General features: G+C 38.1%; 22 protein-coding genes. 2 read left to right on the forward strand and 20 right to left on the reverse strand.

The window, feature by feature from the left end; genetic code table 11:
- The first annotated feature begins 27 nt into the window (after nucleotides 1-27).
- A complete protein-coding gene (gene recX, locus N8M16_RS05885) occupies nucleotides 28-804 on the forward strand; it encodes a recombination regulator RecX (protein ID WP_261069799.1) in 777 nt (258 codons plus the stop codon).
- Between the two features lie 88 nt (nucleotides 805-892).
- Nucleotides 893-1,426 carry a nucleoside tri-diphosphate phosphatase gene (ntdP, locus tag N8M16_RS05890; protein WP_000775316.1) on the forward strand — a complete coding sequence of 178 codons (534 nt, stop codon included), beginning with the start codon at nucleotides 893-895 and terminating at the stop codon, nucleotides 1,424-1,426.
- A 70-nt stretch (nucleotides 1,427-1,496) separates the two neighbouring features.
- Here ntdP and N8M16_RS05895 read toward each other — a convergent pair whose 3' ends face one another.
- The 20 genes from N8M16_RS05895 to N8M16_RS05990 all read right to left on the reverse strand — a co-directional run bounded on the left by N8M16_RS05895 (nucleotide 1,497) and on the right by N8M16_RS05990 (nucleotide 19,855).
- Nucleotides 1,497-2,264: an epoxyqueuosine reductase QueH gene (locus N8M16_RS05895; RefSeq protein WP_000567567.1), complete on the reverse strand. Its 768-nt coding sequence runs from the start codon at nucleotides 2,262-2,264 to the stop codon at nucleotides 1,497-1,499.
- A gap of 137 nt (nucleotides 2,265-2,401) precedes the next feature.
- The gene (gene groL, locus N8M16_RS05900; protein ID WP_261069800.1) at nucleotides 2,402-4,024 is read right to left on the reverse strand and encodes a chaperonin GroEL; all 1,623 of its coding nucleotides are present in this window, start codon (nucleotides 4,022-4,024) and stop codon (nucleotides 2,402-2,404) included.
- Between the two features lie 23 nt (nucleotides 4,025-4,047).
- Entirely contained in the window at nucleotides 4,048-4,332 is a 285-nt protein-coding gene (gene groES, locus N8M16_RS05905) for a co-chaperone GroES (RefSeq protein ID WP_000917323.1), read from the reverse strand.
- A 253-nt stretch (nucleotides 4,333-4,585) separates the two neighbouring features.
- Complete coding sequence (locus N8M16_RS05910) at nucleotides 4,586-5,440, reverse strand: PTS system mannose/fructose/sorbose family transporter subunit IID (RefSeq protein WP_033683132.1); 855 nt, start codon at nucleotides 5,438-5,440, stop codon at nucleotides 4,586-4,588.
- A complete protein-coding gene (locus tag N8M16_RS05915) occupies nucleotides 5,421-6,263 on the reverse strand; it encodes a PTS mannose/fructose/sorbose/N-acetylgalactosamine transporter subunit IIC (RefSeq protein WP_261069836.1) in 843 nt (280 codons plus the stop codon). The genes N8M16_RS05910 and N8M16_RS05915 overlap by 20 nt, the downstream gene beginning before the upstream one ends.
- 23 nt (nucleotides 6,264-6,286) lie before the next feature.
- Entirely contained in the window at nucleotides 6,287-6,781 is a 495-nt protein-coding gene (locus N8M16_RS05920; RefSeq protein WP_020903146.1) for a PTS sugar transporter subunit IIB, read from the reverse strand.
- Nucleotides 6,782-6,807: 26 nt separating this feature from the next.
- Nucleotides 6,808-7,245: a PTS sugar transporter subunit IIA gene (locus N8M16_RS05925; protein WP_020903145.1), complete on the reverse strand. Its 438-nt coding sequence runs from the start codon at nucleotides 7,243-7,245 to the stop codon at nucleotides 6,808-6,810.
- A 160-nt stretch (nucleotides 7,246-7,405) separates the two neighbouring features.
- Nucleotides 7,406-8,698 (reverse strand): ABC transporter substrate-binding protein, encoded by a 1,293-nt coding sequence (locus N8M16_RS05930; RefSeq protein WP_033676310.1) that lies wholly within the window; start codon nucleotides 8,696-8,698, stop codon nucleotides 7,406-7,408.
- Nucleotides 8,695-9,378, reverse strand: coding sequence for a response regulator transcription factor (locus tag N8M16_RS05935; protein WP_261069801.1), 684 nt, complete (start codon nucleotides 9,376-9,378; stop codon nucleotides 8,695-8,697). Before N8M16_RS05935 ends, N8M16_RS05930 begins: the two co-directional genes overlap by 4 nt.
- On the reverse strand, nucleotides 9,353-10,690 hold the full coding sequence (locus N8M16_RS05940; protein WP_020903142.1) for a sensor histidine kinase: 1,338 nt from the start codon (nucleotides 10,688-10,690) through the stop codon (nucleotides 9,353-9,355). The genes N8M16_RS05935 and N8M16_RS05940 overlap by 26 nt, the downstream gene beginning before the upstream one ends.
- Nucleotides 10,690-11,655 (reverse strand): substrate-binding domain-containing protein, encoded by a 966-nt coding sequence (locus N8M16_RS05945; RefSeq protein WP_020903141.1) that lies wholly within the window; start codon nucleotides 11,653-11,655, stop codon nucleotides 10,690-10,692. Before N8M16_RS05945 ends, N8M16_RS05940 begins: the two co-directional genes overlap by 1 nt.
- An 87-nt stretch (nucleotides 11,656-11,742) precedes the next feature.
- Entirely contained in the window at nucleotides 11,743-12,138 is a 396-nt protein-coding gene (locus N8M16_RS05950) for a single-stranded DNA-binding protein (protein WP_000282439.1), read from the reverse strand.
- Between the two features lie 76 nt (nucleotides 12,139-12,214).
- Complete coding sequence (locus N8M16_RS05955) at nucleotides 12,215-12,976, reverse strand: SDR family oxidoreductase (RefSeq protein WP_078237992.1); 762 nt, start codon at nucleotides 12,974-12,976, stop codon at nucleotides 12,215-12,217.
- Between the two features lie 41 nt (nucleotides 12,977-13,017).
- Entirely contained in the window at nucleotides 13,018-13,644 is a 627-nt protein-coding gene (gene ytpR, locus N8M16_RS05960; protein WP_049550617.1) for a YtpR family tRNA-binding protein, read from the reverse strand.
- 14 nt (nucleotides 13,645-13,658) lie between these two features.
- Nucleotides 13,659-13,976, reverse strand: coding sequence for a thioredoxin family protein (locus N8M16_RS05965; protein WP_000615777.1), 318 nt, complete (start codon nucleotides 13,974-13,976; stop codon nucleotides 13,659-13,661).
- Entirely contained in the window at nucleotides 13,973-14,272 is a 300-nt protein-coding gene (locus N8M16_RS05970; protein WP_261057895.1) for a DUF4651 domain-containing protein, read from the reverse strand. The genes N8M16_RS05965 and N8M16_RS05970 overlap by 4 nt, the downstream gene beginning before the upstream one ends.
- 249 nt (nucleotides 14,273-14,521) lie before the next feature.
- The gene (locus tag N8M16_RS05975) at nucleotides 14,522-15,595 is read right to left on the reverse strand and encodes an N-acetylmuramoyl-L-alanine amidase family protein (protein WP_261069802.1); all 1,074 of its coding nucleotides are present in this window, start codon (nucleotides 15,593-15,595) and stop codon (nucleotides 14,522-14,524) included.
- A gap of 119 nt (nucleotides 15,596-15,714) precedes the next feature.
- Nucleotides 15,715-17,322, reverse strand: coding sequence for a CTP synthase (locus N8M16_RS05980; protein WP_261069803.1), 1,608 nt, complete (start codon nucleotides 17,320-17,322; stop codon nucleotides 15,715-15,717).
- Nucleotides 17,323-17,558: 236 nt separating this feature from the next.
- Nucleotides 17,559-18,146 carry a DNA-directed RNA polymerase subunit delta gene (gene rpoE, locus N8M16_RS05985; RefSeq protein ID WP_031227756.1) on the reverse strand — a complete coding sequence of 196 codons (588 nt, stop codon included), beginning with the start codon at nucleotides 18,144-18,146 and terminating at the stop codon, nucleotides 17,559-17,561.
- A gap of 131 nt (nucleotides 18,147-18,277) precedes the next feature.
- Nucleotides 18,278-19,855, reverse strand: a complete 1,578-nt coding sequence (locus N8M16_RS05990; protein ID WP_261069804.1) for a hypothetical protein — start codon at nucleotides 19,853-19,855, stop codon at nucleotides 18,278-18,280.
- Nucleotides 19,856-19,900 lie beyond the last annotated feature (45 nt).

The raw sequence follows: 19,900 nt of genomic DNA on the forward strand, positions 1-19,900 counted from the left end.
TCTCACATTTTGAGTTATAATAGAACTATGAAAATCACAAAACTTGAAAAGAAAAAAAGACTCTATCTGATGGAGCTTGATAATGGCGACAAATGCTACATTACTGAAGATACTATTGTTCGTTTTATGTTATCAAGAGATAAGGTGATAAGTGAAGAAGAATTGAAGGAGATTCAGGACTTTGCTCAATTTTCTTACGGTAAGAATCTAGCCCTCTACCACCTATCCTTTAAAGCACGTACTGAAAAAGAGGTCAGAGAATATCTGAAAAAATACGATATTGACGAAAACATCGTTTCTCAAGTCATTATTAATCTTAAAGAAGATAAGTGGATTAATGATGCTCAGTACGCTTATGCTATCATCAATGCCAATCAACTTTCAGGAGACAAGGGGCCTTATGTACTGACTCAGAAACTAATACAAAAAGGGATTTCAAAATCCACTATAGAAGAGAACTTGGAAGAATTTGATTTTTCGGAAGTTGCTCAACGTGTAGCTAATAAACTATTAAAAAAATATGAGGGAAAACTTCCAGCTCGTGCCTTGCAAGATAAGATAATCCAAAATCTAACCAACAAGGGGTTTTCCTATTCTGATGCTAAAAGTGCCTTTGACGACTTGGATAGTCAAGTTGACCAAGAAACGACTCAGGAACTCATCTTCAGGGAACTTGATAAGCAATATTCTAAGTATGCCCGAAAATATGAAGGATACGAACTTAAACAGCGTTTAACCCAAGTTTTAGCACGAAAAGGCTACGATTTTTCGGATATAGCAAGCGCTCTCAGAGAATATCTTTAATATTTTCATGTAAAATTCACAGATTTTAGGTAATTTTATGGTACAATAGTAAACGATAAACTTATAAATTGTAGAAAGTTGGTTAGTTATGAAGCTTCCAAAAGAAGGCGACTTTATTACAATTCAAAGTTATAAGCATGATGGGAGTCTCCACCGAACTTGGCGGGACACCATGGTACTAAAAACAACAGAAAACGCCATTATTGGTGTCAACGATCATACACTGGTTACCGAAAGTGATGGTCGTCGTTGGGTCACTCGAGAACCGGCTATTGTTTACTTTCACAAGAAATATTGGTTTAATATCATTGCCATGATTCGCGATAATGGAATTTCCTACTATTGCAATATGGCTAGCCCCTACTATCTGGATGAAGAAGCACTGAAGTATATTGATTACGATTTGGATGTTAAAATTTTTACAGATGGAGAGAAACGTCTCTTGGACGTTGAGGAGTATGAGCGTCACAAACGCAAAATGAATTATTCTGATGACTTGGACTATATTTTAAAAGAACATGTCAAAATTCTTGTTGATTGGATTAATAATGGACGTGGTCCTTTCTCAGAAGCCTATGTAAACATTTGGTACAAGCGCTATGTAGAACTAAAGAATCGGTAAAGTTGTCAAACTGGGGTTAAGGCCCCGGTTTTTTTATTTTAAAAGCCCAGCTTTACAGCTGGGCTTATCCTTATATATCTAATTTTGTAACTGTAAATTTGATGTGGGAATAGTCTTTTTCAACATCCTTATCCAGCAAGAAAGCTGTAGCATCTTTCTTAACCTGAACAAGGTCAATATTCTGAGCCTGGGCTGCATAGACGCATCCACAATAACATTGACGGTAGATATCATACTCTTCACACATCTCTACTGAACGTTTGTAACCCTGATTTTTCTTGAAATCACTTGGAAGATAGTGAGTGGTATAAATCTTTTGCACATCGATTCCGATGCTGTTGATGGTTTGAGAATTTTTATGAGGACTGATGGTTAAAGCCGAACCGAAGTAGTCAAAACCTAAATCCATAGCCACTTGAGCTGTCTTATCCAGTCGGTAGTCAAAGCAAACCTTACAACGGTCGCCACCTTCAGGCTCTTCCTCTAGTCCCCTAACTAATTTTCGGTATTCATTGGGTTCGTAGGGAGCTTCTAGGTACTGAACCGTATTTCCTGTCCGCTCATTAAAATCACTAACAAATTTCTTGGTGACGTAAGCCCGCTTATGGTATTCTGCCTTGGGATGGATATTAGAATTGGCAAAATAGATGGTCACATCTGCATACTTGGTCAAATATTCTAGTGTATAGGTACTACAAGGGGCACAGCAAACATGCATGAGAATAGTTGGCCGTTGCTCATTTTTCTCCCATACTTGTACCATCTTCTGCATGACACGGTCATAATTAATCTTCTGATTGGGGTTCATCTTGCTCAGAATTTCTTCTACATCGATCATGTTCTTCTCCTTTTTCTAGTCTTATTTTATCATATAAGTTAGGAGAGCTCAAATCAATTTAGAAGTGAATAGCATAAAAAGGAGGAATAGCCATTCCCTCCTTTTGTGTTTTTTATAAGTTGTTTTCTATAGAAAGCTTACATCATCCCACCCATCATGCTTGGATCCATGGCTGGAGCTGGGGAGACTGGTTCTGGTTTATTGGCTACGACTGCTTCTGTTGTCAAAATCAAGCTGGCTACAGATGCTGCATTTTGTAGGGCTGAACGGCTCACTTTAACTGGGTCGATGATTCCCTCTTCAATCATGTTGACCCACTCGCCAGTTGCTGCATTGAAGCCTGTACCAACTTCAGCATTTTTCAAACGATCGATAACGATAGAGCCTTCAAATCCTGCATTGTGGGCGATTTGACGAACAGGTTCTTCCAAGGCACGGAGAACAATATTGCGTCCTGTTGCTTCATCTCCTGTTAATTCCAAATCAGCTACGGCAGGGATAACATTTACAAGGGCTGTTCCACCACCTGCAACGATTCCTTCTTCAACAGCTGCACGAGTAGCGTTGAGGGCATCTTCAATGCGGAGTTTCATTTCTTTCAACTCAGTTTCAGTTGCAGCTCCGACCTTGATGACTGCTACACCACCTGACAATTTCGCCAAGCGTTCTTGCAATTTTTCACGGTCAAATTCAGAAGTTGTGGTTTCGATTTGAGACTTGATAACTGCAACACGGTGAGAAATCGCTTCAGGATTTCCAGCACCTTCTACGATAACCGTGCTATCTTTGTCCACAGTTACTCTCGCTGCTTGACCAAGTGCTTCAATTGTAGCATCTTTCAACTCAAGACCTAGGTCTTCTGTGATAACTGTTCCGCCTGTTAAGATGGCAATGTCTTCAAGCATGGCTTTGCGACGGTCACCAAAACCAGGTGCCTTGACTGCTACCACGTTGAAGGTTCCACGAATCTTGTTCAAAACAAGAGTTGGAAGAGCTTCGCCATCTACATCATCCGCAATAATCAAGAGTGGACGATTGCTTTGGAGAATACTTTCTAGGAGTGGCAAGATTTCTTGGATATTTGAAATCTTCTTATCAGTAATCAAAATGTATGGATTTTCAAGATCAGCTACCATTTTTTCGCTATCTGTCACCATGTACTGTGAAAGGTAACCGCGGTCAAACTGCATTCCTTCAACAACTTCAAGCTCTGTTTCCATACCACGTGACTCTTCGATAGTGATGACTCCATCTTTGCCAACTTTTTCCATAGCTTCAGAGATGTATTCACCGACTTTTTCAGAACGAGAAGAGACGGCTGCAACTTGAGCGATAGCTTCTTTGTTGGCAACAGGAATAGCATTGTTTTTCAAGGCTTCAACTGCTGCAGCAACTGCTGTTTCAATCCCACGACGAATGCCAATTGGATTGGCACCTGCAGTGACGTTTTTGATTCCTTCACGGACGATAGCTTGGGTCAAGACTGTTGCAGTCGTAGTCCCGTCACCTGCGATATCATTGGTTTTAGAAGCTACTTCTGATACCAATTTGGCACCCATATTTTCAAAATGGTCTTCCAATTCGATTTCTTTAGCAATGGTCACCCCGTCATTGGTAATCAAGGGTGAACCGAATGATTTTTCAAGAACGACATTGCGACCTTTTGGTCCCAAGGTTACTTTAACAGTATCTGCAAGGATATCGACACCACGAACCATAGCTGAACGGGCATCTGATGAAAATTTAATTTCTTTTGACATACTTACTTTCTCCTTCTATTCTTCTATTCTTCAATGATAGCCAAGATGTTAGCTTCGCCTACGATGATGTACTTTTCATCGCCATCTTTGACATCAAGACCTGCGTGAGCTTCAACCAAGACACGGTCTCCAGCTTTAACACTTGGAGCAACCAAGTCACCGTTCAAGGTACGAACACCTTGTCCAGTAGCTACAACTTGGGCTGTTTTTGTTTTTTCTTGGGCTGAACCTGCAAGGACAAAGCCTCCAACAGTTTGTTCTTTTTCTTCGATTTTCAAGACCACACGGTCTCCTAACGGTTTCAACATCTGATTTCCTCCATAATAAGATAGATATCATTAGCACTCTTTATATCTGAGTGCTAATTCATAGTTCTATTGTATCACTTGGTCAGAAATAGTCAAGAAAAAAGTCTGACTTTCTAATGTAGATTTTTAACGAACATGATTTATGGAATTAGCATTTTCGTTAATTCTTTTATAAAAATACCGAAACTCTAAATCCTTATATTACGCATATATAAAAAACAACGATTATAAACCGTTGCTTTTTTACATACTATTAATATTTCAATCCTGGATTGAAAAATCCTAAGGCTACTCCTACAAGTGCAATAACTACCAATAATAGCATCACCCAATTTGGAGAAACTTTCTTTTTAGCCATCAGCCACCAACATAGAACAATAAAACCTGCTGTTAAAAGACCTGGATAAACACCATCAATCTTTTCTTGTAAGTTTAAAAATGTTTCTCCATCTCCATTTTTCAGCTCTAGCGCCGTAGTGACAGATACCCAAGTTGCTGCAACAGCTCCTATGACCATACCACCAACAACACTAATTGATTTTCTTAGCGCCTGACCTTTAGGACCTACTAAAAATTCTACTGCTTTATCTCCAAGTTCATATCCTTTAAAATAAGCAAAACGCATTCCAAGATAGACTAATAGATTCCATGCAATAATATAGAATATTGCACCAGAAATATTTCCTCCTTTAGAAAGACCTAGAGCTATCCCCAAAAGAACAGGAATTAATGTTCCTACAATAAGTGAATCTCCAATACCTGCAATAGGTCCCATTAGACCAGCTCGCATTCCATTGATAGTTTCACTATCTACGGCATCTCCATTTGCACGCGCTTCTTCCAAACCAGCTGTTATCCCAACTACTAGAGAACCCAACTGTGGCTCAGTATTAAAGAATGCTGTGTATGTTTGCATAGCTTCTTTTTGTTCTTCCTTAGTATCATACATTTCTTCTACAATTGGAAGCATAGAAGTTAAATATCCAAAAGTTTGCATATGTTCTTGAGAAAAACATGTCAGATGTCCATAGAACCAGTGGTGAAATGATTTTGTCAATGTTTTTCTTGATATTTTTTTTCGACTCATTCTAAATATCCTCCTCTTCATCAAATCCCATATCACTGACAACTGCTGTCGTACGGGCAGATTTAATAACTTCTAATTCATAATAAATTACTGCAAAAATTAATGACACAACACCACTTGCTACTAAGTTCAAGCCTAAAGATTTTGCTAACGTGAACCCGACAAAGAAAGGAATAAAGTCTGTTGTTTTTGTAACAATTTGTTTCAAAAGTATTGCAATACCCACACATGGAAGGAGTGCTCCTACAGTAAATAGAGACTTCATTACAAAACCATCCATCGGAAGATATAATTTCATAAGATCAACCATATCTGGTCCAAATTTTGTAATAATCATTGTTGGTAAGAAAGAAAAGATAAAATGTGAAATCCAAGGATATACCCAATCAACAGCATATAACTTCTTAAAATCACCTTTCTCTACAGCTTTCCATCCAATGTGTTGCCAAAGCAAATTCATAGTAGCTGTACCATAGAATAAAACAGTTCCAATTGTTCCAACCGCGGCTCCAATTGGCGCTGCTACTGCTGCAATCGCTACTTCACCTGAAATATTATTTGCATGAACAAATAGGATAGATAACGGAATTCCGATATAAGAAATTGCCCGTACATCGGCAGATACAGTTCCACCAGGTGTCACTAAGGCAATATATAATACCTGTAAAGCCACACCAACGATTACCCCTGTTGTTATATCTCCTAATATTAAACCTACAATTAAACCACCAACTAATGGACGCCCCAAAGTATAGTTACCAATACTGGATCCCCCCATACCTGGCATCGATGCTAAACTTGCAAACAATCCTAAAAGAGCTGCTTGAATCCAAGAAATTTCCATCATTTTGTCTCCTTATTTCATTATTAAAATCCAAATTTTGATTTAAAATCACTCCAATAGCCAATAGATACATCTGGTAATAATTGGAATCTAACTTTATATCCTGCTTTTTCAATTGCTTCTAGTGCAACTGCTTCCTCTTGAGTAATTGATTGATTATTTCCCAACTTGATAGCACCTGGTCTATCGTTAGCAGGTCCTACAATAATCTCTTTAACATCTCCTGGAATAAAGCCCTGGTCTACTAAAATTTCTTTCATATCAATTGGATTCTTAGTAATTAAAAAATATCTACTATCCGATTCTGTTACTTTAGATGATTTTTCTTTAAACGCTTCCTTTGTCCAAACAAATGTTTTTTTATCTGACGCACCTTTATATGCCTGAATTAAAACCTTATTAGATGCAGCAGCGTCATTTACTGCAATTAATCCATCACATGGATGTTCTTTTGCCCATCTAGTGACTGTTTGTCCATGAATCATTCTATCGTCAATTCGTACAAATGTTACTACCATAATTTTTTATTCCTTTCCTTATACAACTAAATATCGTCTTCTTCATTAAGATTATCATCCGATCCGACTTCAAATTCCTGTAGAGCTGAGGATGATTCGTTTAATATCGTAGAAACAAGTTCACTTCCGGTCAGAATGTCTTTCATCACCACTGCTGTAAGTGCCATTGTTAAGTTCATACCTCCCAAAATAGTTGCATTCTCTAATTTTCCAAATTCTTCTAATACTGTTGCAACAGTTGTTAAAGGACTTCCCCCAACAATATCTGCTAAAACAAGAACCGAATCATTTTCATCCAGAGATGCAATAACATTCTTGACCTCTACAGAAAAACCTGCAAGACTTTCTCCATCTTTTAAGCCAATCGCTATGACATCATCTACCTTATCCGAAGCAAACATAGAAAGAGATGATTTCAATCCCTCTGCGAGCCCTCCATGACTGACTAATATCAAATACTTCATATTTCCCTCCTTTTATTGATTTTATTCTATCATCCTTATCTTCACTTTATAATTGTTAAATGTCACAAAAGTTTATTGATAAATGTCAATAAAAAAATGACAAATGTCAATAAAGACATCTGCCATGTTCGTATTATTTAAGAAATAATAATCTTGATATCTATTTAAGGGTTCCTATATCTAGTTCTTTTTGTAACTTAATAAGACTACCTTCAATATCCGTGTTATTTTCATCCATAGATAATGCTTCTAATCTTTCTTCTATTCCAACTAATGATTTTGAATCTATCCCTTTTGAAATAGTTGTAATTGAATTTTTCATTATATAATCCAGTGAAGTAGTCGTTAAGGCATTTTGACCAATCATTCCTTTCTTCATCAACTCTTCACTTTTCAAACTAGTTACTACCTCTGGTAATACTGAGCTTCCTTGACCCTTATTAAATAAATTTTGTTGAATTTCACGATTAATTGTTAAAAATTCTATAAACGATACGGCAAGGTTTGAATTGCGAGCACGCGAAGAAACCACGTATAAGGAAGTATCTGTTACAGTCGAACGAATGTCTTCCTTAGTCGTTGGCAACGAAATACATGTCCAGTTAAAATTTGTATATTTGGCCACATGATAAGGAAAAGGTTTATATGTACGATATTGTGCCAAACTCATTGGATAAAAGGCCACATGTCCTTCATCAAAATCTTTATAGGTTACTTTGTAGCGTCCGTTTAATTGATTCAATCCCCTTATATAGGATAAAGCATCCTTCATTTCTGACGAATCTATACGAGGAATCCCACTCTCAGAAATAGTAACTCCAAAGGCTGCTAGAGATTCTTTCCAACTATATCCTGTTATCCCAAATTGATCAACGATTCCATCTCCATCGGTATCTTTTGTAACTTTTTTACTAATCTCATAGAGATCTTTCTGTGTCCACCCTACTTTAGGAATTTCAATCCCCTCTTTTAAAAGTAAATCTTGATTTACACACATCAACATGGGATTGCTTTCATATGGAAGACCGTATAAATCATCTCCGTATTTTGCTGCCTGCAAAGATACATCATAGAAATTAGAGGCATCTTCTTGAGACAGATAGGAATTTAGGTTTTTTAAAATACCTTTTGATGCAAATAAAGATAATTGGTCGCTTGATAATAGAAAGACATCTGGTTCAGAACCTTTTAAAATTTGACTTGAAATCCAATTAGAATACTCCTCCTTGGGAATACCTGAATCATATACAATCCTAACTCCTGGATGAAGCTCTTCAAATTTCTTAATAGCCTCATCTAGTACATAGCTGTTATTCCCTGTAGGAATTCCCCAACTAGAATCAGAATAAAAACCCAGTCTAATAATCTTTATCTGCTTGTTTTCCCAAATAAGGAATAAACTCAAACAACTTAGCACAAACAGTATCGCTAGAAACAATTGCTTTACTTTCATTTATCAATTTCCTTCGAAAAATTCTTTTGTGTCACACCTGTTTGTACAGCCCATATGGCTAACTGTGTCCTATCTCTCAAATTTAGTTTTGAAAGAATGATAGAAAGGTAATTGCGCACTGTTCCCTCGGATAAAAAAAGATTACTGGCAATTTCCTTATTTGATTCTCCAAATGCCACTTGCTGAATAATTTTCCATTCTGTCAGTGATATATTTTCAATATTCTCTTCCTTCACAGTAATAGAAAAATTGGTCTGTGCCATCTGCGAGAACAATTGAAATACCTTACTGGCTATATTAGGATTAATCATAGCTCCACCTTTATACACTGTCTGAATGGCTTGATATAACTCGTCGGTTGAAACTCCTTTTAATAAATAGCCAGATGCACCATATTTTAAAGCACTAAAAATGAATTCGTCGTCATCAAATGTTGTTAAGATTATAATTTTTATATTTGGAAAAAGTTTTTTGATTTCTTTTGTAGCCAATACTCCATCCATTCTAGGCATTCTAATGTCCATTAAAATTATATCCGGTTTTACAGTCATAATGTTATCCATAGCTTCGATACCATCACCAACGACGGATACAACATCAATATCAGCATATACTGATAAAATGATCTGCAAAGACTCTCTAATTAACGCCTGATCATCTGCAATCATTACCTTTATCATATACTTCACCTCCTATTTTTGGAAAAACTATTTTAGTGTAAAATCCTTCCCTATTTTCAAAATGAATAGAACCACCTAAAATAGAAACTCGCTCTCTCATTTGTTTCAAGCCATACCCAATTTGTAAGTCGTCAAAACCTATTCCATTATCGTGCAAAACTATTATGTTGTTATCCTCACTCATAAAGCGAATGCTCATTTTACTAGCATGTCCGTGACGAACAGAATTTGTCATAGATTCTTGTATAATCCTAAAAATAGTATCTTCCTGCATAACATCTAAATCAATATTCCCCCATTCATATTTTAGATCGACAGAGAGTTTTGATAGAGACTCATACTCACTAATCATTAATATTAGAGCATCTTTTAAACCATTATTTTGCAAAGCTCCTGGTCTTAGTCTATGTAATGATCCCCTAACATCTTTTATCCCCTCTCTAACTGCATTTGAAACATTTTTCAACTGTTCTTTAGCACGGATAGGATGAACATCAATTAGTACAGAAACAGCATCAATCCCTGCTGAAATTCCTGTCAACGCATGACCTAGAGTATCATGAATTTCCCGAGCAATTCTTTTCCTTTCTCGATCTTCAGCAATTTTCTCTGATAACGATATGTAATGATTCAATTCAGTGTTGACTCTAGATAACATTTTAAGCTCTTCCTCAATATTATGGTGCTCTTTAATCACGTATAGGATATAAGACAATAAAGAGATGATGAAAATAATAACGTTTAATGACGTCAATGCATTTTCTAAAAATAACACTACACCTCGTATGGACGATGGGTAAAATTGGATATAGGTAGAAAGAGATGGAACTTTTATAAATAGTGACAAGATTTCATAGTCTGTTAAAAGTAACATTAAAAAACTCAAGAAAATAAAAATAATCCAAGAACGTTTACTATCAGAGTCTTGAAACTCTCTTGAACTATAGAATATATCAGCAAAAACTAATAATATTATTCCATTGTATGACAGATTTTGTGACCATATAACACCAATCATTAATACTATTTCAAACAAATTCCATTTTGAAAAAATTGGCCATTTTTTCTCAGTTGAATACATTTTATAGGTAGATATAAAAATAATACCGACAAAAAAGATAATTGAATACCAAAAAATCTGGTCAGGTGATTTTGAAATATTGTTTAATTCTCCCAATAAGAGTATCATCTGTCCCTTTGAAATTACATAGTTTGTAATCTGTATATACAAAGCTCCATTGTATATAATGGTTAGAAAATTAATTAATAAAAGCAAAATTATAGAGTACTGGACACCTTTTACCTGTTTCATTACTGCCACCCATTAATATCAAACTGAATTATATTATTTTTATCAACAAATTGTACAGGTATAGTATATAATTCTTCAACTTCTTCTTTTTTTACTAATAAATCTATTGTTTCCGATACTTTTCTACCCATATGAGATGGAAATTGAGCAACCGTTCCCGTAACTTCATCTGTTGTAGCTAATAAATGCTTCATATCTGGTGAACCATCTATTCCGTAAATAAGTTTTTTTGAAGTTACTTTCAATTCTTTAATTGCTGCTAAAGCTCCTATAGCTGCTCTATCATTTAAAGCCACTATAGCATCAAATTGTAAACCTTCAGATAACGCATCACCTACAGTAGTCATAGCATACTCTGTTTGACCAACCGTTTCTCTTTCTGAGATAATTTGATAATGTTCTTCTGATTTTATTGTATCCAAAAAACCAGTTATTCTCTGATTGGCTGATAAAGCATCTTTGTGCGTTAACAAAAGAATATGAGCATTTGAGGTACGTTTCATCAAATCCTTGGCAATTAATATCCCAGCATGGTAATTATCAGAAACTATACTCGTATCAACTTTTATATTATTCAACTGACTATCTACTGCTATAACTCTAATTCCAAAATTCTTTGCCCTACTTAACGCTTCTACAATTTGCTCGCTATCACTCTTAACCGGATTAATAACAATAACATTCACTCGCTTCTCTATAAACTCATCAATTTGTTTACTCTGTTTCTCTTCACTCATCTCTGCGTCCCGAGTATACAATATCTGACCTTCTGAATCAGAATAGCGTTGAATCTCATTATGTAAATGTCTATAAAATTCACTATTCATCGTCATATAAGTCGCTCCAACTTTTATTTGTCCCGGAATAGGATCTGTCTGACTCACATGAGTATAAATCGCAAAAACAAATACGACTACTGTACAAAATATAATTTTGACGATTGTTCTTGTATATTCTCTACTCATTCCAACCTCCAAAAAGTTTCAACTAGTTCATTGTAACACATTTAGACATTATAAAAAAGCCTGAGAACAACTCAGACTTTTCAATGTTTAAAATGGTAATTCTTCCTCTTCCAGGACCAAATCCGCCAAATCTTGGCCTGCATTATTTTCACGCATGGCACGTTGGGCACGACTTTCCAGAAGTTGGAATCCTGTGACAAGTACTTCAGTCACATAGTTCATCTGGCCATTTTTCTCAAAACGACGGGTACGAAGTTCTCCATCCACTGAAATGAGACTTCCTTTAGTTGCGTAGCTGGCCAAGCTTTCTGCTAGTCTGCCCCATAGAACCATATTGACAAAGTCAGCTTCGCGCTCCCCATTTTGGTCTTTGTAACGACGATTCACAGCAATGGTTGCACGCGCTACTGACTTGTCATTGTTGGTTTTGTGCAATTCTGGTGTAGACGTTAAACGTCCAATCAAGATAACTTTATTATACATATTTTCTTCCTCCTACTTATCTATTCGTAGGAAATCAAAAAAGTTACAGAAATTTGTAACTTTTCGAGAAAATTTTTTACTTTTTATGAACCATGAAACCTGTCGCTTGTTGATTGGCCATGATGGTCATATCTGTAATCTGCACACGACGAGGTTGACTGGTCACATAGACTACTGTGTCTGCGATATCCTGAGCTTGCAAAGCTTCTATTCCTTGGTAAACAGACGCAGCTCGTTCTTTATCACCGTGAAAACGTACCGTCGAAAAATCTGTTTCGACAATTCCCGGTTGAATAGTCGTCACCTTGATATCCGTTGCGATGGTATCAATTCGCAGTCCATCTGAAAAGGTCTTAACTGCTGCCTTGGTAGCTGAATAAACTGCTGCACCTGCATAGGCATAAATTCCTGCGGTTGAGCCCATATTAATGATATGTCCTTGATTTGCTTTTACCATTGCTGGCAAAAAACAGCGAGTAACTGCCATCAAACCTTTGACATTGGTATCCAACATGGTCAACATATCCAACTCTTCATAGTCCTGATAGGGTGCTAAACCTAGAGCCAGTCCGGCGTTGTTGACTAAGATATCAATCCGCCCTATCGTTTCTAGAATGTCAGAGCAAACAGTCTTTACCATAGCCATATCCGTCACATCCAGTGGAAAGGTCCAGACGGTTTGATTTGGAAAAGTTTCTGCAAACTCCGACTTAAGGGTTTCTAACCTGTCTGTCCGTCGTCCAGTTAGAACGACATTCTCACCCTGCTCCAGATAAGCACGCGCAATTGCTTCACCAATACCTGATGTCGCTCCTGTAATCACAACATTTTTTGCCATCTTATTTCCTTCTATCTGGTGATTCAGATACTGACAACTTCCTAAAGAGTCCAGTGCTTAGCTGGATCAAATGGAGTTCCGACAACTTGGTCTTCTGATAATTCAATAATACCACGTTTTTGCGGAGCATTTGGCAGCTGCAATTCACGAGGACTGCACATCATGCCAAAACTTTTTTCACCACGAAGTTCGCCTGGGAAAATAAGATTGCCTTTGGGCATCATAGCCCCTGGAAGAGCTACAATGGTTTTCAGACCGACACGCGCATTAGGTGCTCCGGCAACAATTTGCACTGTCTTGTCACTTGCAACTGCAACTTGGCAGATGTTGAGGTGGTCACTATCAGGATGGGCTACCATCTCGACAATTTCACCAACAACAAACTTAGGTTCCTTGTCATTGACAATTTCTTCTGTAAAATCTTCCGCCTGTAATTCTTGGTTCAAACGAGCGACCTGTTCATCTGATAAAAAGACTTGACCGCGCTCTGCAATTTCAAATAAACTTGAAACTTCAAAAATATTCCAAGCCACTGTTTCCCCATTATCTTTGAGAAAAACACGGGCTACCTTGCCTTTACGCTCCACATCTAGTTTGGAATCTCCGCTATTTTTCGCGATGACCATAAGGACATCACCGACATGTTCTTTGTTATATGTAAAAATCATTGTTTTCTTTTCTCCTATTTCAGTCCTGCTAAAAAGTCATTAATTTGTTGCTTGCTTTTACGGTCGCGATTGACAAAACGGCCGATTTCCTTGTCCTTTTCTAGAACAACAAGGCTAGGGATTCCGTAAACATCCCAGAGTTTAGCTAGATCCATGTACTGGTCTCGATCCACTCGAATAAAGGTGAACTCTGGATTGGTCTCCTCAATTTCTGGCAAGGCAGGATAGATATAACGACAATCACCACACCAGTCTGCTACAAAAAGAAAGACCTTCTTGCCATCTTTTTCTACTAAGGATGCTAATTCTTCTAAACTTGCTGGTTGTATCATAAAACTTCCTCCTCATAGACTAGGTCTTCATTTTCATAGACAAAGGTATAATGACGGCCATCCTCAAAAATGACGCCACCAACCAAGCTCTCTAGACTGCTTTTATAGACTTGAACATAGAGGATCGCAATTTCCCCCATGTCTGAAAAATGGTCTCGTACAATCGCTGTCAACTCTTCCTGAGTCTTCCTGAGCTTATGGTCATCTGCAACTTTTTTCGTAGCAAGGGCAAGGCTCCCAATACCAAGCAGAGCCAGACCTGCCATCCACATTTTTTTAGCTTTCATACCATTCATTTTAACACAAAAAAGGCTTTAGGACAAATGAGGAAGCAGCAGAAAAGCAAGTAAAAAGCCTCTTCCTTTAAGGAAAAGGACTTCTTATACTCAATGAAAAGCAAATAGCAAACTAGGAGGCTAGCCGCAGGTTGCTCAAAGCACTGCTTTGAGGTTGTAGATAGAACTGACGAAGTCAGCTCAAAACACTGTTTTGAGGTTGTGGATGAAGCTGACGTGGTTTGAAGAGATTTTCGAAGAGTATTATTCTTATTGCCAGGCACCTGAGTTCCCAACGTAGTAACCATCAGGCGTGTAGGTATTGCGAAGCATCTTACCTGATGAAGCTAGATAATACCACTTGCCATTATCTTTGACCCAATCATTCGCTCGCATGGCACCAGAAGAACTTACATAATACCATTCTCCCTTGTCATAAACCCAAGTGCTTGCTTTCATGGCTCCTGAAGCTGATAAATAGTACCACTTGCCTTGGTCGTAAAGCCAGTCACTCGCAATCATAGCTCCTGATGATTTAAAGGCATACCAGTTACCACCTTGATAGAGCCAAGTTTGACTGAACATGACTCCTTTATCATTCATAAAGTACCAAGCTCCTTTGTCATAAACCCAATCCTTCTGTACTAATTGACCTTGTTTTTGATAGTACCAGTTTTGGTTTGATTTTAGCCAACTTTCTGCTTTTACAATCGGATAAAGTTCTTTGAAAGATCCTCCATCATATTTGTGACCGATAGATTTTAGTTTTTCAAGTTTCAACTCACTATTGTCATAGTCTGCCCAAGCATATACTTTTTGACCATTGACAGTCTCTGGTAAGGTAGCAGTGTAAGTCTTGGTTTGATAGTCCCATTTTGTATCAAGGTAGGTGTATTGATCATTTGATTCTTTAATATGATAGTAGCCTCTCTTTCCACTATCATTATGAATATCATCCACAACTTTCGTTGACCAGGTCTTCACTTCGTTTCCGCTCTTAGCTTCTACCTTGATATTTCCTCTATAGCCATAGGGAACATAGAAATTCAGGTAACGTCCCTCGACACCAATCATAGACTTGTCCTTTTCTTGACCTAGGAAATTGACAGTCTGATCTTGACCATCGAGACTAATCGTCCACTCGATTTTCTCAGTTTTTGGTAAATCCAGGACTTTAATATCCACTTCATGACCATTGTTAAACCGAAGAATCTTGCCATCTTGATACTGTACTCCACACTTAACAACCCATTCTTCTTTAAGCTCAAATGCCTGACCTGAATGTGGAAAAGCCAGTAAAGCTAGACCAGCTAGAGACAAACCAAATAATGTGATTTTTTTCATCGTAGATCCTCCTTAGGATTTTTTATGTTAATTATATCACTATGTTTTTAAATTGCAAATATTATCCTAAATATGCAAGCAAAAAACCTCTGAGATTCTTCTCAAAGGTTCTGATTTGGCTAATTACTGTTCTCAACTGCTGCAGTGACAAAGGCAGTGTAGAGTTCTTCTGGACGATTTGGACGGCTTGACAGTTCAGGGTGATACTGACACGCTACAAAGAATTTATTTTCAGGAATTTCCACAATTTCGACCAAACGATTGTCTGGAGAAACACCTGAGAAGACAAAGCCTGCTGCCTCAAACTGCTCACGGAAGGCGTTGTTAAACTCATAACGGTGACGGTGACGGCGTTGCACCACTTCTTGATTGTGATAAGCAGCCGCTGCCTTAGAGCCACGCTTCAACTTAGATGGATAAAGTCCCAAGCGAAGGGTTCCCCCCATATCCTCAACATCAATCTGATCACGCATGATATCAATGATAGGGTATTTTGTTTCTGGTGCAAGCTCTGCTGAATTAGCACCTTCAAGTCCTAAAACGTGACGAGCAAACTCGATACAAGTCAACTGCATGCCCAAGCAGACACCCAACATTGGAACATCATTTTCACGCGCATAGCGGATGGCTTGGATTTTACCTTCCGTACCACGTTGACCAAAACCTCCTGGTACGATGATTCCGTCCGCATCAGACAAGAGCTCTGCCACATTCTCTGCTGTCACATCATTGGCATTGATCCAATTGATTTTCACTTCTGCGTCGTTGGCATAACCAGAGTGTTTCAAGGCTTCGACCACTGAGATGTAGGCATCTCGCAACTCCACATACTTACCGACAAGGGAAATTTTAACTTGTTTCTTGAGGTTCATGACCTTGTCCACCATAGTTGACCACTCTGTCATATCCGCTACAGGTGCGTCTAGTTTCAAGTGGTCACAAACAATTTGGTCCATACCTTGTGCCTGCAAGTTCAGTGGAATTTGGTAAAGATGTTCGACATCCAACGATTCGATAACGGCTTCTGGTGCTACATCACAGAACTGGGCCAGTTTGTTTTTAATTCCTTGACCAGCTGTCTCTTCTGTACGAATAACCAACATATTTGGCTGGATTCCCAATCCACGCAATTCTTTTACAGAGTGTTGAGTTGGTTTGGTCTTCATTTCACCAGCTGCCTTGAGGTATGGAAGCAGGGTTGTATGGATGTACATGACATTGTCCGCCCCCACATCTGCCTTCATCTGACGAAGGGCCTCTAAGAATGGCAAGGACTCAATATCCCCAACAGTTCCACCAACCTCTGTGATAATGACATCAGAATCAGTCGTTAGAGCGGCACGCTTGATTTTTTCTTTCAAAGCATCTGTAATATGAGGAATGACTTGAACAGTTGCCCCAAGGTATTCTCCACGACGTTCCTTACGAAGAACTTCACTGTAAATTTTACCAGTTGTCACGTTGGAATATTTGTTAAGATTGATATCGATGAAACGTTCATAGTGACCCAAGTCCAAATCTGTCTCAGCTCCGTCATCTGTCACAAAAACTTCCCCGTGCTGGTAAGGACTCATAGTTCCCGGATCGATATTGATATAAGGATCAAATTTTTGAATAGTTACTTTGAGACCACGATTTTTCAAGAGACGGCCCAGACTCGCTGCCACAATCCCTTTCCCAATAGACGATACCACACCACCAGTTACAAAAATATATTTCGTAGACATAGATTCCTCTTTCTAAAATGCTCAAGGTCTTGTCAACTACGAGGGGACATAGAAAACAAGACCCTACTAATAAGAATAATCTGGGACAACTGCACCAGATTCACAACCAAAATACAAGAAGATAACTTCTTGAAAAAACAAAAATAGCTCCCTAAGAACTAGGGAGCCCCGACCTCTAAAAGAGGTGCCCGAACAATATGATACCTAAAAATAGGATAATTGTCAATAGCTAACTTTTATTCCTCGATGTTTTCAGAATCATCATCTGAAAACTCATCGTCTTCTTCGTTGAGATCCACGTCCTCACCCAAGTCATCAGGGGCGATTTCGTTGATTTCTGCGTCGTAAGCTTCCACTTCATTTTTCTCATCATCTGGATTTTCATCATCGTATGAAAGAGCAGGATCTGCTTCGTATGCATCTTCATCTTCTGGATCATCTGCATTGTAGTCAATAGCATCTGAATCGCCATCCATGAAGGCATTGACACGTTTTTTCTTAGCTTTTGGTGCTACTTCATCGTCGTCATTTTCTTCAAGAGCGATGATTTCTTCATCGATTTCGTCCACACCATACCATGAACGAAGACCCCATTTGTTGTCCCCAAGAGAGATGAAGCTACCGTCAAAGTTCAACTCTGTGTAAAACAAAGGCAAGGCTTCACGGATATCGCTGTTTGATGTTCCAAGGTAGTTTTGAATTTCGTTTACAAGATCGCTAAAATGCATCTCATGATCGCGACCACGAAGTTCCAAGATAGCACGCGCTACCTCAATCATAGATAGTTCACTTTTTTCTTGCCCAGCAAATACTTCTAATTCCAAAGCGTTTCTCCTCATTTATACTACTATCGCCAGAGCGAACAGACTCTGACCTCATTTTATCATTTACTCTTTATTTTACGATAATTTTGCAGAATAGTCAAAGGTTAAATGGGAGAAAGTGACAGGACTTTTTATTTCTTTACTACCCAGCCGATGGTGTCGCTTGGTGGATTTTCAATATCAATCCAGATAAATTCAATCCCGATTTCCCCATTTTTAAACTTGGTTAAACGAATACCGTTGATTTCCAGTTCATTGAGTCGTTGGCCTGTCAAGACTTCTCGTTCTTTCAACTGGAAAACACCACGCAAGATCCAATTCCCAAGGATTTCTTGCTTATCAGTTGACTGAATTGCCTTTCCAGCTTCTTGATTTATATAGGCGTTAATAACATCCCCAGAAGATAAAAAGCGTAGTTTAAAAGTTCTTTCTTCTTTAGATAAAGCCAATTTCTTAGTTCCAGGTTCAAAAGTCCCAAATCCAGAACCAAAGAAATCCGGTCTTTCATCATGGAAGTTCTTAGAGTCTGGCAGAGGAATGTAGACTTCACTAACTGGACGATAAACCAGCTGTTCAATCTCTTTGATGAGTTTTTTATTGCCAGTATTGTGGACAAAGTGAATCAAATCCTCACGAATCGCCTTCATCTGAACTTTTTCTTCCTTGCCAGTCCACTTTTTCAAGAGGATTTCTTCTAAGGAAAAAGTCACAAAGGCTAGTTCTTCTGGAGCCAAACTGTCTTTGAATTTTTCCTGAATCTTTAGAATCCGTGGCAGACGATCTTTCTTAGCTAGTTTTGATCCTCCGTTAAAGGCATTGAAACCAGAGTTTTCTTCCACATTTCCATGTTTGTCTGTGATAACCCAAGATACCGTTTCTAGGACATCGGTTTTATCCTTTTCAGCTGTCAGTAAATGAAGGTTTTCAAAGAGCGAAAAAGGATCTTCAATATAATGGACGTCCCAAGTATCTACTACAATGTCCTTATTATTAAAAGTCATGTGGAGCTGGCTGTCAGCTGCTGTATACTTGTAATGATGTTGTCCATCCGTAAATCGAAAATTGGTTGGATTGTTTTTAGTAGTTGATCCTTCAATGACCAGATTATCAATATCGACTGGCAAATAAGTCGTCTCCCCAACAAAAATCTTAGGATTCTCTCCCTTCGGTGTCGGCATAAGAACGTGATAAACAGCTTCAACATTGACCGAGTCCGAACTAAATCCCTTGATTTGTGCCTTAGAAGATTCGATTCTCTGATTTCTCAAAGTCGCAATTTTTCGTGCCAACTCTTCATAGCGTTGATAGTTTTTCTTGTCTGCTGTTTCTTTATCTGCTGAAATATCTGCATGGAATTTGATATCACCCAACAAGTCCGTCCAATCTTGAGAATCCTTCTTAAACTGAGCGATTTTTTGGTCTCCAGAATTAATTCCAAAAGACTTGATACCCACTAGGTATTTGTGATTTTCATCTACAACGACAGAGGCATCATAGGAGGTGTTGGCGATATCTTCTCCAACGGCATTAAAGGCTTTTTGAAAAACAGTCTCCTGAAATTTGGAGTTGACAATCGGAGCAACATAATTCTCTGTTTGTCCCTCATCTTCAGATTCTGCCTTTTGAGAGAAAGCTTGGCTCAAGCTAGCGAAGTTAGTAATTAAGGTTTTGTATTTATCTTTTTGTTCAGGCTTTAGATGTTCCCACATAAGCACCCTCTTTTCTATTTTCAGTATATCAAAAGAAGATTAGTT

It is taken from the genome of Streptococcus mitis (genome assembly GCF_946188375.1).
Classification (GTDB): domain Bacteria; phylum Bacillota; class Bacilli; order Lactobacillales; family Streptococcaceae; genus Streptococcus; species Streptococcus mitis_CX.

What these genes read in the sequence shown, in the direction of transcription:
- recX (WP_261069799.1), top strand. Translation starts at nt 28, where the DNA reads ATGAAAATCACAAAACTTGAAAAGAAAAAAAGACTCTATCTGATGGAG.
- ntdP (WP_000775316.1), top strand. Translation starts at nt 893, where the DNA reads ATGAAGCTTCCAAAAGAAGGCGACTTTATTACAATTCAAAGTTATAAG.
- N8M16_RS05895 (WP_000567567.1), bottom strand. Translation starts at nt 2,264, where the DNA reads ATGATCGATGTAGAAGAAATTCTGAGCAAGATGAACCCCAATCAGAAG.
- groL (WP_261069800.1), bottom strand. Translation starts at nt 4,024, where the DNA reads ATGTCAAAAGAAATTAAATTTTCATCAGATGCCCGTTCAGCTATGGTT.
- groES (WP_000917323.1), bottom strand. Translation starts at nt 4,332, where the DNA reads ATGTTGAAACCGTTAGGAGACCGTGTGGTCTTGAAAATCGAAGAAAAA.
- N8M16_RS05910 (WP_033683132.1), bottom strand. Translation starts at nt 5,440, where the DNA reads ATGAAGAGGAGGATATTTAGAATGAGTCGAAAAAAAATATCAAGAAAA.
- N8M16_RS05915 (WP_261069836.1), bottom strand. Translation starts at nt 6,263, where the DNA reads ATGGAAATTTCTTGGATTCAAGCAGCTCTTTTAGGATTGTTTGCAAGT.
- N8M16_RS05920 (WP_020903146.1), bottom strand. Translation starts at nt 6,781, where the DNA reads ATGGTAGTAACATTTGTACGAATTGACGATAGAATGATTCATGGACAA.
- N8M16_RS05925 (WP_020903145.1), bottom strand. Translation starts at nt 7,245, where the DNA reads ATGAAGTATTTGATATTAGTCAGTCATGGAGGGCTCGCAGAGGGATTG.
- N8M16_RS05930 (WP_033676310.1), bottom strand. Translation starts at nt 8,698, where the DNA reads ATGAAAGTAAAGCAATTGTTTCTAGCGATACTGTTTGTGCTAAGTTGT.
- N8M16_RS05935 (WP_261069801.1), bottom strand. Translation starts at nt 9,378, where the DNA reads ATGATAAAGGTAATGATTGCAGATGATCAGGCGTTAATTAGAGAGTCT.
- N8M16_RS05940 (WP_020903142.1), bottom strand. Translation starts at nt 10,690, where the DNA reads ATGAAACAGGTAAAAGGTGTCCAGTACTCTATAATTTTGCTTTTATTA.
- N8M16_RS05945 (WP_020903141.1), bottom strand. Translation starts at nt 11,655, where the DNA reads ATGAGTAGAGAATATACAAGAACAATCGTCAAAATTATATTTTGTACA.
- N8M16_RS05950 (WP_000282439.1), bottom strand. Translation starts at nt 12,138, where the DNA reads ATGTATAATAAAGTTATCTTGATTGGACGTTTAACGTCTACACCAGAA.
- N8M16_RS05955 (WP_078237992.1), bottom strand. Translation starts at nt 12,976, where the DNA reads ATGGCAAAAAATGTTGTGATTACAGGAGCGACATCAGGTATTGGTGAA.
- ytpR (WP_049550617.1), bottom strand. Translation starts at nt 13,644, where the DNA reads ATGATTTTTACATATAACAAAGAACATGTCGGTGATGTCCTTATGGTC.
- N8M16_RS05965 (WP_000615777.1), bottom strand. Translation starts at nt 13,976, where the DNA reads ATGATACAACCAGCAAGTTTAGAAGAATTAGCATCCTTAGTAGAAAAA.
- N8M16_RS05970 (WP_261057895.1), bottom strand. Translation starts at nt 14,272, where the DNA reads ATGAATGGTATGAAAGCTAAAAAAATGTGGATGGCAGGTCTGGCTCTG.
- N8M16_RS05975 (WP_261069802.1), bottom strand. Translation starts at nt 15,595, where the DNA reads ATGAAAAAAATCACATTATTTGGTTTGTCTCTAGCTGGTCTAGCTTTA.
- N8M16_RS05980 (WP_261069803.1), bottom strand. Translation starts at nt 17,322, where the DNA reads ATGTCTACGAAATATATTTTTGTAACTGGTGGTGTGGTATCGTCTATT.
- N8M16_RS05990 (WP_261069804.1), bottom strand. Translation starts at nt 19,855, where the DNA reads ATGTGGGAACATCTAAAGCCTGAACAAAAAGATAAATACAAAACCTTA.